The organism is Vogesella fluminis (assembly GCF_014652335.1).
Lineage (GTDB): Bacteria > Pseudomonadota > Gammaproteobacteria > Burkholderiales > Chromobacteriaceae > Vogesella > Vogesella fluminis.
Genome location: NZ_BMYP01000002.1, coordinates 91,812 through 103,811, shown reverse-complemented (window position 1 = coordinate 103,811; position 12,000 = coordinate 91,812). Strand labels below are relative to the sequence as shown.

The following is a 12,000-nucleotide window of genomic DNA, read 5'->3' as shown; positions in this document are numbered from 1 at the left end:
GCCTGCTCCTCAGAAGGTAAGCAGGACCCACTGCGGCACCACCAGGCGCTGCGACGGGTCGATGCGTTTCATCTGGCCGTTACCTTCGTCATCACGCAGGTAGTACGGTGGCGCGTTTTTCGGCGTCACTTTCAGCAGGTAGAGGCGGCCGTTGAGACGGTATTCCTCGATGCTGTTGTCGCCGTCCTGGATGATGCGGACTTCCGGCTCTGCCATGGCGTCGGCGGCAATGGTCGGCGGTGGCGGCAGTACCGCGGCGGGGGTATCGGCCAGTGCCGGCAGGGCGATGGCGGCCAGCACGGCCAGGATCAGGCGGGACATGGTGTTTCCTTGGTTGTCGGCGCTGACGGGCAGCGCCGGTCGGCAAATATTACAGATTGAGCAGCTGTTCGCGTTCTTCCGGCAGGGCCTCGAAGCCGCGGGTTTCGTAAAAGGTGAAGATGGTTTCCACGATCTGCTGCGGGTCGTCGATCAGCTGCAGCAGGTCGAGGTCTTCGGCGTTGATCAGGCCGTCGCCGACCAGGCGCTGGCGCACCCAGTCGAGCAGGCCGTCCCAGAACTCGGCGCCGCACAGGATGATGGGCATCTTGCGCGTCTTGCCGGTCTGGATCAGTGTCAGCGCCTCGAACATTTCGTCCAGTGTACCAAAGCCGCCGGGCATCACCACATAGGCCAGCGCATGTTTGACGAACATCACCTTGCGGCTGAAGAAGTGGTCGAACTTCAGGCTCAGGTCCTGGTATTCGTTGGGGCGCTGCTCGTGCGGCAGCACGATGTTGAGGCCCACCGACGGGCTGTTGCCGTAAAAGGCGCCCTTGTTGGCCGCCTCCATGATGCCGGGGCCGCCGCCGGAGATCACCGCGAAGCCGGCATCGGATAACAGGCGGGCAATGTCCTCGGTCTGCTTATAATAGCGATGATCGCGCGGCGTTCGTGCGCTGCCAAAAATACTTACAGCGGGACTGATCTGTTGCAGTTCTTCTGCCGATTCAACAAATTCCGACAGAATTTTCATCACATGCCAGGCTTCGCGCGAGCGGAAACGCTGCATCATCGCGTAGCGGTCGCTGGTTTGCGGTAATTTATCGGACAAGCTCATATCTGCCCCTTTTCTTATGAAAACCCTGTTATTGATTGATGGCTCTTCTTATTTGTACCGGGCCTTCCATGCGATGCCCGACTTGCGCTCACCCGCCGGCGACCCGACCGGTGCCATCTACGGCATGGTCAACATGCTGCGCCGGCTGGAAAAGGAAGTGCAGTTCGATTATAGCGCCTGCATTTTCGATGCTAAAGGTAAGACTTTCCGCGACGAGCTGTACCCGGAGTACAAGGCCAACCGGCCGTCGATGCCGAGCGACCTCGCCGCGCAGGTGCTCACCGTGCACGAGGTGGTGCGCGCCAGCGGCTGGCCGCTGTTGATGGTGGACGGCGTCGAGGCCGACGACGTGATCGGCACCCTGGCCCGCACGGCCGAGGCCGCCGGCATGAAAGTGATCGTGTCCACCGGCGACAAGGACATGGCGCAGCTGGTGACGCCGGCGGTGACGCTGGTCAACACCATGACCAACGAGCTGCTGGACGAGGCCGGGGTGAAGGAAAAATTCGGCGTGCCGCCGAGCCTGATCATCGACTACCTGACGCTGATCGGCGACAAGGTCGACAACGTGCCCGGCGTCGACAAGTGTGGCCCGAAGACGGCGGTGAAGTGGCTGGAAGAGTACGGCACGCTGGCCGGGGTCATCGCGCAGGCGGACAAGGTCGGCGGCAAGGTCGGCGACAATCTGCGCGCGGCGCTGGAATGGCTGCCCAAAGGGCGCGAGCTGATCACCATCAAGTGCGACGTGCCGCTGCAGGCGGAGCTGCCGCAGGGCATGGACAGCCTGCTGCACGGCAGCAAGGATAAGGCGCGGCTGGCGGAGTTGTTCGCCGAGTGCGGCTTCCGCACCTTCCTGCGCGAAGTCAGCGAAGCGGTTTCCGATACCGCCACCGTCACGCTGGCCGCCCCGCGGGCGCAGCCGGCGCTGCATACCAGCGGCGACCTGTTCGGTGACGACAGCGCGACGGTGCCGGACGTCGTTGCCGCCAGCGAGCCCGTCGCCGCCATCGCGCGCCACTACGACACCATCCTCAGTACTGAGCAGCTGGACGAGTGGCTGCAAAGCTTGGCCGCAGCCGAGGTGGTGTCGCTGGACACCGAGACCACCAGCCTCGACCAGATGCAGGCGCGCCTGGTCGGCATCAGCTTCTCGGTGGCGGCGGGGCAGGCCGCCTACCTGCCGCTGGCGCACCGCGGCCCGGACGCGCCGCAGCAGCTGGACTTCGACGCCACGCTGGCCAGGCTCAAGCCGTGGCTGGAAGACGCCGGCAAGAAAAAGCTGGGGCAGAACCTGAAGTACGACCGCCACGTGTTTGCCAACCACGGCATCACCCTGCGCGGCGTGGTCGACGACACGCTGCTGGCCTCCTACGTGATCGAGAGTCACGAACGCCACGGCATGGACGAGCTGGCGCGCCGTCATCTGAACGAAACCACGGTCAGCTATGAGGAAATCTGCGGCAAGGGCGCCAAGCAGATCGGCTTTGCCGAGGTGGCGGTGGACGTTGCGGCCAACTACGCGGCCGAGGACGCCGACATCACCCTGCGCCTGGCGCAGCACTTCGCGCCGCTGCTGAATGGCAAGCTGGCCGAGGTCTACCGCGACATCGAGCTGCCGGTGGCGGAGGTGCTGTTCGCGATGGAGCGCAACGGCGTGCTGATCGACCGCGAGCAGCTGGCGGCGCAGAGCCACCAGCTGGGTAGCGAGATGCTGCAGCTGGAGCAGCAGGCCTACGCGCTGGCCGGCCAGCCGTTCAACCTCAATTCACCGAAGCAGTTGCAGGAAATCCTGTTCGGCAAGCTCGGCATCCCGACCAAGGGCGTGCGCAAGACGCCGTCCGGCGGCTACTCCACCGACGAGGAAGTGCTGGAGAAGCTGGCGCTGGACCACCCGCTGCCCAAGCTGATTTTGCAGTACCGTGGCCTCACCAAGCTGAAGTCCACCTACACCGACAAGCTGCCGGCGCTGATTAATCCACAGACCGGCCGCGTGCACACCACTTATGCACAGGCGGTGGCGATTACCGGCCGCCTGGCCAGTTCCGACCCCAACCTGCAGAACATCCCGGTGCGCACCGCCGAGGGCCGTCGCGTGCGCGAGGCCTTCATCGCCGCGCCCGGCCACGTGATCGTTTCCGCCGACTACTCGCAGATCGAGCTGCGCATCATGGCGCACCTGTCCGGCGACGCCGGCATGCTGGCGGCGTTTGCCGGCGGCGAGGACATCCACAGGGCCACCGCCGCCGAGGTGTTCTCCACCCCGCTGGCGGAGGTGACGACCGAGCAGCGCCGCGCCGCCAAGGCGATCAACTTCGGCCTGATCTACGGTATGGGCGAATTCGGCCTTGCCTCACAGCTGGACATCAGCCGCGACGCTGCCAAGCTGTACATCGACAGCTACTTCCGCAAATACCCGGGCGTCGCCGAGTACATGCAGCAGACGCGCGATGCGGCGCGCGAGCAGGGCTATGTCGAGACCGTGTTTGGTCGCCGCCTGTACCTGCCGGAGATCCGCGCCGCCAACCAGGCGCGCCGCGCCGGCGCCGAACGCGCCGCGATCAACGCGCCGATGCAGGGCACCGCCGCCGACCTGATCAAGCTGGCGATGATCGCGGTGCAGGACTGGCTGCAGGCCGAGCGGCTGCAGAGCAAGCTGATCATGCAGGTGCACGACGAACTGGTGCTGGAAGTGGCGGACAGCGAACTGGCGCTGGTGCGGGAAAAACTGCCGCAGCTGATGGCCGGCGTCGCCGTGTTGAAGGTGCCGCTGCTGGCAGAAGTCGGCGTCGGTGTCAGCTGGGAGAGCGCGCACTAAGCGCGCACGGCTTCAGCGGCATGGCAAAAGGTTGGCCGCAACGGTGCACGCTGTTGCGGCCAACCTTTTTTGCAATCTCGCCGTTTACAGCGACTCGGCGACGCAGACGCGGTTGCGTCCCTTGGCCTTGGCCTGGTACAGCGCCAGATCGGCACGGCGGATCAGCTCACCCAGTTCGCGGCAGGCCGGCGACAGCGAGGCGATACCGATGCTGACCGTGATCGGGATGGTGTGGTCCTGGTGCGCGATCGGCAGCGCGGCGATGGCGTTGCGCAGCCGTTTCGCCACCACCAGCGCCTCGCCGGCCGGGGTGTCGGGCAGGATGGCGGCAAACTCCTCGCCGCCCATGCGGCACACCAGGTCGCTGGCGCGCAGCGTGCCCTTCACGCACTGGGCGAAGGCCTGCAGCACCACGTCACCGCCATCGTGACCGTGGTTGTCGTTGACGCGCTTGAAGTGGTCGAGATCCATCATCAGCAGGCTGAACGACTTGCCGTGATGGCTGGCTTCGCGCAGGCGCTGCGAGGCAAGGTCGAGAAAATGGCGGCGGTTGGCAAGGCCGGTCAGACCGTCCTGCGTCGCCAGCCGGTACAGTGCGGTGGCACGCTGCTCCTGCTGGATGGCAATCGCCATCAGGTGCGAGGTACGGCGCACGATGTCCAGTACGTGCTGCTTCGGCGTGCAGGGGTGGTCATGGTAAATGGCGAAGGTGCCGAGCACCTTGCCGTCCTGCGCCAGGATCGGTTGCGACCAGCAGGCGGCGAGGTTGTTGCCGGCGGCCAGTTCGCGGTAGTCCTGCCATAGCGGGTCGTGGGCGATGTCGCTGACGATCACCGCTTCGCCGCGCCGCGCGGCGGTGCCGCAGGAGCCGACGCCCTCACCGATCGGCAGGCCGTCGATGGCCTGCTTGTATTCGCTGGCCAGCGACGGTGCCGCTGCCAGGTGCAGCCGTTCGCCGGTCTCGTCCAGCAGCATGATGCTGCACATCGTGCCGCTGAGCTGGTTTTCGATCATCTGGCAGGTCCAGCCCATCACTTCCGGCAGCGGCCGGTCGTTGGCGATCATCTCCAGCAGCCGGTTTTCGTCGGCTTCCCACTGCCGGGTGGCATGCTGCTCGCTGATGTCGCGGTCGATGCAGAGCAGCGACTGCAGCTGGCCGGCGTCGTCGAACTCCGGCAGCAGTCTCGATTCGAACACATAGAGTTGCTGCGGCAGGCTCAGCTCGCTGATGAAGCGCTGCGGCTTGCCGCTGGCGATCACCTGCAGTGCATTGTGGCGGATGGCATCCTTCAGCTGTGCCGGCAGCCGTCGTTCTTCCAGTGTGCGACCGATGTGCTCCGTCGCCGGTGTCGGCGAAAACCGGCGCAGCGTGTTGTTGATGAAGCGGCAGCGCAGGTCGGGGTCGTAGCGGGTAATGATGTCCGGCGAGTTGTCGACCAGGGTGCGGAAGGCATGACGGTCCTCGCGCACGCTGATCAGCCAGCCGTCTTGCAGCGGTGTGACCAGCCATTCCAGCAGCAGACCGTCTGCCGGCAGCGTCAACCCCTTGTCATCGGGCTGATCGAGGCGCTGCAGCACTGCCTGCGGCAGCAAGGTGGCGGGCAACGGGCGGCCGGCGGCGGGCAGCGCTCTGCCGTGGCAGGCAATGCTGAAGCGCTCGCTGACAAAAACGACCTGCCGCGACAGGTCGAGCAGCAGATAGCCGGCCGGCAGCGCGCCGAGGACGGTTTCGAGAGTGGCTTGGGCGAACACGCGGTGCTCCTGCAGGCCATGACCGCATGGCGGGCAATGGCAAATCCGGGTAATGATCCAGCATAGTACCTGAATGCCATGTGCGGAGATATCCGTTGCCGGCGGGCGGGCAGGCATCGCCAAGCTGCGCCGGCTGGAGTATTCTGCCGGGATTGGCTACAGGAGCATTCCGTGGAGTATTTTCCGATTTTCATGCGCCTTGCCGGCGAGCCGTGCCTGCTGGTCGGCGGCGGCGAGGTGGCGGTGCGCAAGGCGCGCCTGTTGCAGTCGGCCGGCGCCCGGCTGACGGTGGTGGCGCCGCAATTGGTGCCGGAGCTGGCGGAGATGGCGGCGGCCGGCGAGGTGTGCCATATCGATGCCTGTTTCCTGCCGGCACAGGTCGGCGGCCAGCGGCTGGTGGTGGCCGCCACCAGCGACCGCGAGGTCAATCGCCTGGTGTCGCAGACGGCGCAGGCGCAGGGCATTCCGGTCAACGTGGTGGATGACCCCGAGCTGTCCAGCTACATCACGCCGGCCATCGTCGACCGCTCGCCGCTGGTGATCGCGGTGTCGACCGGCGGCGGCGTGCCGGTGCTGGCGCGGTTGATCCGCGCACGGCTGGAAAGCCTGATTCCGGCCGGTTTCGGCCGCCTGGCGCAGTTCGCCGCGCGCTTTCGCGACCGGGTCAAGGCGCGCTTCGGCAATGTCGAGGAGCGGCGCGCGTTCTGGGAGGCGGTGCTGGAGGGGCCGCTGGCAGAGCAGGTGATGAACGGCGACGAGCGCGCCGCCGAGGCCGACCTGCTGCAAAGGTTGGCCGCAGGCGACAGCACGCCGTCCGGTGCGGTGTACCTGGTGGGTGCCGGCCCCGGCAACCCCGATCTGCTCACCTTCCGCGCCTTGCGCCTGATGCAGCAGGCCGATGTGGTGCTGTACGACAACCTGGTGGCACCGGAGCTGATGGAGCTGGTGCGCCGCGATGCGCAGCGCATTTTTGTCGGCAAGCAGCGCGCCAACCATGCCATGCCGCAGGAGGAAATCAACACGCTGCTGGTGCGGCTGGCGCAGGAAGGCAAGCGCGTGTTGCGGCTGAAAGGCGGCGATCCGTTCACTTTCGGGCGTGGCGGCGAGGAAATCGAGCTGCTGGCCGGGCACCGCATCCCGTTCGAGGTGGTGCCCGGCATCACCTCGGCCAGCGGTGCCGCAGCCTACGCCGGCATTCCGCTGACCCACCGCGATCACGCACAGTCAGTGGTGTTCGTTACCGGCCATAAAAAAGACGACAGCATTCAACTGGACTGGCCGGCGCTGACGCGCCCGGATCAGACGGTGGTGGTGTACATGGGACTGGCGATGGCGGCCGAAATCTGCGACGCCTTCATCGCGCACGGCAAGGCGGCGACCACGCCGGCGGCGGTGGTGCATCGCGCCACCACCGCGCAGCAGCGTACCGTGGTCGGCACGCTGGCCAGCCTGCCGGCCAAGATCGCGCAGAGCGGCATCGCCTCGCCGGCACTGATCATCGTCGGTGACGTGGTGGCGCTGTCGTCGCGGCTGGGCTGGTTCCGCGATGTCGAGGAGGTCGTGCTGACCCCCGACGCGCAGCAGTGAATCCAGGGCGGTGACGGCGCGGTACCGTCACCAGGTCATAACGCGGGCAATGCCGGCTCGTCCGGAGCAAGACAATCATGGTAGGTGTACTGATCATTTCGCATGGCGAGCTGGGCTTGTGTCTGGCCGACTGTGCGCGGCATGTGCTGGGGCGTGTGCCGGACAATCTGGCCATCCTCGGCGTCGAGAAGCAGGATAGTCCCGACGCACGGTTGCAGGATGCGCAGGCATTGATCGACAGGATCAATGACGGCAGCGGTGTGCTGGTGTTGAGCGACATGCTCGGCGGTACGCCCTGCAATATTGCCAGCCGCTTGCGCCAGCGCGGCGTGGTCGAGGTCGTCGCCGGCGTCAACCTGCCGATGCTGGTGCGGGCACTGAGCTACTGTGCGCAGCCGCTGGAGGTGGTGGTCAGCAAGGCGATTACGGGGGGACTGGAAGGCGTTTACTACGTCATGCCCGAGGGAAAACAATGAAAACACAGCAAATCGAGATCATCAACAAGCTGGGCCTGCATGCACGTGCCTCCAGCAAGTTCACCCAGACCGCCAGCCGTTTCAAGGCCGAAGTCTGGATCGCGCGCAACGGCCGCCGCGTCAACGGCAAGAGCATCATGGGGGTGATGATGCTGGCGGCGGCAAAAGGCTCGCAAATCGAGCTGGAAACCAATGGCGAGGACGAAGATCTCGCCATGGCGGCCCTGGTCGAGCTGATCAGCAACCGCTTTGACGAGGCGGAATAACCGCCCGCAACAAGAACAGGTATCGGATAGGGGAGAGGGCGCAACATGAGCATCGTTTTGCACGGGGTTCCGATCGGTGGCGGCATCGCCATCGGCCGTGCCCGCCTGTTGTCGCAAAGCATGGATGACGTGGTGCATTACAGCATCGACGACCACGAAATCACGGCGGAACAGCAGCGTTTCGATCAGGCGGTGCGGGCCACGCGCAAGCAACTGGAAATGCTGTGGGGCAGCATCCCGGAAAACGCCCCGGCCGAGCTTGGGGCCTTCCTGTCGCTGCACATCATGCTGCTGTCGGACGTGACCCTGACGCGCGAACCGCGTGAGCTGATTGCCAGCCTGCGCTGCAATGCGGAGTGGGCGCTGAAACAGCAGTGCGACACCCTTGTCGAGCAGTTCGACGCCATCGAGGAAGACTACCTGCGCGAACGCAAGCACGACGTGCTGCAGGTGGTGGAGCGCGTGTTCAAGAACCTCGGCGGTCATACCACCGAGCTGCAGTTGTCGGAAGGGCTGGACGGCGACACCATTCTTGTCGCGCACGACCTGTCGCCGGCCGACATGGTCTATTTCAAGGATTCCAGCGTTGCCGCCTTCGTCACCGATGTCGGCGGCGCCACCAGCCACACCGCCATTCTCGGCCGCAGCCTCGATCTGCCGTCGGTGATCGCGCTGCATCACGCGCGCGAGCTGGTGCGCGAGGATGAGCTGATCATCGTCGACGGCCAGCAGGGTGTGCTGCTGATCGACCCGGAGCCGACGGTTCAGGCCGAATACCGCCGCCGGCAGCGGGCCTGCATCGAGGCGCGGCGCAAGCTGTCCAGCATCCGCAAGACCGATGCCATCACCGGGGACGGCACGCCGATCGAGCTGCTGGCCAATATCGAACTGCCGCAGGATGCGGCCAACGTGCTGGACGCCGGTGCCGTCGGTATCGGCCTGTTCCGCAGCGAATTCCTGTTCCTCGGCCGTGACAGCCTGCCGTCGGAGGATGAGCAGTTCGAAGCCTACCGCATGGTGGCAGAGCTGACCGGCGGTGCGCCGGTGACGGTGCGCACCATGGATCTGGGCGCCGACAAGAGCCCGCGCTGGCTCAATCACCAGCTGGCGGAAAACCCGGCGCTGGGGCTGACCGGCATCCGCCTGTGCCTGGCCGAGCCGCTGATGTTCCGCGCCCAGCTGCGCGCGCTGCTGCGCGCCTCGGCCTTCGGCAAGCTGCGCATCCTGTTCCCGATGATCAACAGTCTGAGCGAGCTGAAACAGTCACTCAGCCAGCTGGAGTACGCCAAGGCCGAGCTGCGCGCCGAGGGCATCGCCTTTGCCGAGGCGGTGGAAGTCGGCGCCATGATCGAAATCCCGTCGGCGGCGCTGGTGGTGGGCAGCTTCATCAAGCATGTCGACTTCCTCTCCATCGGCACCAACGACCTGATCCAGTACACGCTGGCGATCGACCGCAACGACGACACCGTCAGCCACCTGTACGATCCGATCCATCCGGCGGTGCTGAAGCTGATCTCCTACACCATCAAGACCGCCAGCAAGGCCGGGGTGCCGGTATCGGTGTGCGGCGAGATGGCCGGCGACGCGCGCCTGACCCGGCTGCTGCTGGGCATGGGCCTGCGCCGCTTCTCGATGCACCCGGCCAACCTGCTGGACGTGAAGCAGAAGGTGCTGTCCAGCCACCTCGACGAGGTGGGGCCGCTCGTCGCGCGCATGCTTCGCAGCGAAGACCCTGATAGAATCGCCGATCTTCTGCAACAACTGAATGCCGGGCCGGACGCCTGATCCGGCTTTTTTCTTTTCATGCTCAAAGACGCTATCGATCTGTCCGCCGTGCGCCGCGTGCTGGTCATCAAGCTGCGCCACCACGGCGACGTGCTGTTGTCGTCGCCGGTGCTGTCGGTGCTGAAGACGCACGCACCGCACGCCGAGATCGACGCGCTGGTGTATCACGACACCCGCGACATGCTGTCCGGCCATCCGGCGCTGTCGCAGCTGTTCACCATCGACCGGCAGTGGAAAAAGCTCGGCCTGCGTGGCCAGCTGGCCGCCGAGTGGCGGCTGCTGGCCGGGCTGAAGGCCCGGCACTACGACCTGGTGATCCAGCTGACCGAACACAAGCGCGGCGCCTGGCTCGCCCGCATGCTGCGGCCGCGCTGGGCGGTGGCGCCGGGCGGCAATTTCGGCAAGTTCTTTGCTCGCAGCTTCAGCCATCGTTACCCGGTGATCGGCGGCAACCGCCGCCATACCGTGGAAATCCATCTCGATGCCTTGCGCCGTCTCGGCATTTATCCGGCGGCAGACGGACGCCGGCTGCAACTGGTGGCCGGTGAGGCGGCGCAGCAGAGCGTGCGCCAGAAGCTGGCGGCGCAGGGCGTCAACGGCTCCTACCTGCTCATCCATCCGACTTCGCGCTGGCTGTTCAAGACCTGGCCTGCCGCACGCATGGCGGCGCTGATCAAGCAGTTGCGCGCGCAGGGCGAAACGGTGGTGCTGTCGGCGGCGCCGGATCCGGCGGAGCTGGCGATGCTGGCCGATATCACCGGCCGGCTGTCGCAACCGGTGGCCTCGCTGGCCGGACAACTGAGCCTGAAGGAGCTGGCGGCGCTCATCGACGGCGCGCGGGCCTTCATCGGCATGGATTCGGTGCCGATGCACATCGCCGCGGCGATGCAGACGCCGTGCGTGGCGCTGTTCGGCCCCTCCGGCGACATCGAGTGGGGGCCGTGGCAGGTGCCGCACCGCCTGCTGCGCACCGAGTTGCCCTGTCGCCCGTGCGGCAAGGACGGCTGTGGCGGCGGCAAGCGCAGCGAATGCCTGGAACTGATTACCGAGGCGCAGGTACTGGCGGCCTTCAACAGCCTGATGGCCGAGGTCGGCGCATGACGCGGCTGGTGATCGTACGGCAGAAGTACAATCCGGCCGGCGGCGCCGAGCGCTTCGTCAGCCGTGCGCTGTCGGCGCTGTCGGCGCAGGGTGGGCTGGAGGTGAACCTGATCGCGCGCAAGTGGGAATCGCTTTCCGGCGTGCGCGCCTTTGCGGCCAACCCTTTCTATCTCGGCAGCGTCTGGCGCGACTGGGGCTTCGCCTGCGCCGCGCGCCGTATCTGGCAGCGCGAAGGCTTCGAGCTGGTGCAGTCGCACGAGCGCATCGCCGGCTGCGACATCTACCGTGCCGGCGACGGCGTGCACCGCCACTGGCTGCAGCTGCGCCGCCGCGTGCTGTCGCGCCGGGGCCGGCTGGCCATGCTGCTGAACCCCTATCACCACTACGTGCAATGGATGGAGCGGCGCATGTTCCTGCATCCGCGCCTGAAAACGGTGATCTGCAATTCGCAGATGGTGAAGCGCGAGATCCAGCACTACTTCGGCCTGCCGGACGAGCGTTTTGCCGTGATCTACAACGGCGTCGATAGCGCGGCGTTTCACCCGTCGCTGCGCGAACACCGTGCCGCGATGCGCGAGCAGTGGCAGATCCCGGCCTCCGCGCCGCTGCTGCTGTACGTCGGCTCCGGTTTCGAGCGCAAGGGCGTGGCACGGGCCTTGCAGGCCATCGTGCCGCATCCGGATGTGCATCTGGTGGTGGTGGGGCACGACAAGCATGCTGCGCAGTACCAAAGGTTGGCCGCAATGCTGGGCATTGCCGCGCGCGTGCGCTTTTGCGGCGCGCAGAACGACGTCAAGCCGTTTTACGGCATGGCCGATGCCTTCATCCTGCCGACCCTGTACGATCCGTTTCCGAACGTCTGTGTCGAGGCGCTGGCCGCCGGTTTGCCGGTATTCACCACGCAGCAGTGCGGTGCCGCCGAGCTGATCCGCAACGGCGACAACGGCTGGGTGGCCGACGCGCTGGATACGCCGGCGCAGCAGGCGCAGATCGCCAGCTGGCTGGCCTGCCGTGCCGAGTGGCCAAGGTTGGCCGCAGCGGCGCGCGACAGTGTGGCCGACCTGACGCTGGACAAGATGGCTGCGCGTCTGCTGGCTTGCTACCGGCGCTTGTTGTGAC

At 66.1% G+C, this 12,000-nt stretch carries 10 protein-coding genes; 7 read left to right on the top strand and 3 right to left on the bottom strand.

Annotated features, from left to right (window positions below; all coding sequences use genetic code 11):
* Window positions 1-9: 9 nt before the first annotated feature.
* Together IE083_RS01285 and IE083_RS01280 are read right to left on the bottom strand one after the other, a co-directional pair.
* Entirely contained in the window at window positions 10-321 is a 312-nt protein-coding gene (locus IE083_RS01285) for a DUF2782 domain-containing protein (protein WP_120809321.1), read from the bottom strand.
* Window positions 322-370: 49 nt separating this feature from the next.
* Window positions 371-1,099 carry an LOG family protein gene (locus IE083_RS01280; RefSeq protein WP_189351827.1) on the bottom strand — a complete coding sequence of 243 codons (729 nt, stop codon included), beginning with the start codon at window positions 1,097-1,099 and terminating at the stop codon, window positions 371-373.
* Between the two features lie 16 nt (window positions 1,100-1,115).
* Between IE083_RS01280 and polA the strand changes: the two genes are divergently transcribed.
* Entirely contained in the window at window positions 1,116-3,914 is a 2,799-nt protein-coding gene (gene polA / locus IE083_RS01275; RefSeq protein WP_189351826.1) for a DNA polymerase I, read from the top strand.
* An 84-nt stretch (window positions 3,915-3,998) separates the two neighbouring features.
* On the opposite strand, the gene IE083_RS01270 is transcribed toward polA, so the two are convergent.
* The gene (locus IE083_RS01270) at window positions 3,999-5,666 is read right to left on the bottom strand and encodes a diguanylate cyclase (protein WP_189351825.1); all 1,668 of its coding nucleotides are present in this window, start codon (window positions 5,664-5,666) and stop codon (window positions 3,999-4,001) included.
* Between the two features lie 171 nt (window positions 5,667-5,837).
* Between IE083_RS01270 and cysG the strand changes: the two genes are divergently transcribed.
* From cysG to IE083_RS01240, 6 genes are all read left to right on the top strand, one after another.
* The gene (cysG, locus tag IE083_RS01265; RefSeq protein WP_189351824.1) at window positions 5,838-7,253 is read left to right on the top strand and encodes a siroheme synthase CysG; all 1,416 of its coding nucleotides are present in this window, start codon (window positions 5,838-5,840) and stop codon (window positions 7,251-7,253) included.
* 77 nt (window positions 7,254-7,330) lie between these two features.
* Window positions 7,331-7,729 carry a PTS sugar transporter subunit IIA gene (locus IE083_RS01260; protein WP_189351823.1) on the top strand — a complete coding sequence of 133 codons (399 nt, stop codon included), beginning with the start codon at window positions 7,331-7,333 and terminating at the stop codon, window positions 7,727-7,729.
* Window positions 7,726-7,995, top strand: coding sequence for an HPr family phosphocarrier protein (locus tag IE083_RS01255; RefSeq protein ID WP_189351822.1), 270 nt, complete (start codon window positions 7,726-7,728; stop codon window positions 7,993-7,995). Before IE083_RS01260 ends, IE083_RS01255 begins: the two co-directional genes overlap by 4 nt.
* Before the next feature lie 45 nt (window positions 7,996-8,040).
* Complete coding sequence (ptsP, locus tag IE083_RS01250; RefSeq protein ID WP_189351821.1) at window positions 8,041-9,780, top strand: phosphoenolpyruvate--protein phosphotransferase; 1,740 nt, start codon at window positions 8,041-8,043, stop codon at window positions 9,778-9,780.
* Window positions 9,781-9,798: 18 nt separating this feature from the next.
* Entirely contained in the window at window positions 9,799-10,881 is a 1,083-nt protein-coding gene (rfaQ, locus tag IE083_RS01245) for a putative lipopolysaccharide heptosyltransferase III (RefSeq protein WP_189351820.1), read from the top strand.
* On the top strand, window positions 10,878-11,999 hold the full coding sequence (locus tag IE083_RS01240; protein WP_189351819.1) for a glycosyltransferase family 4 protein: 1,122 nt from the start codon (window positions 10,878-10,880) through the stop codon (window positions 11,997-11,999). The genes rfaQ and IE083_RS01240 overlap by 4 nt, the downstream gene beginning before the upstream one ends.
* The last annotated feature ends 1 nt before the right edge of the window (window position 12,000 follow it).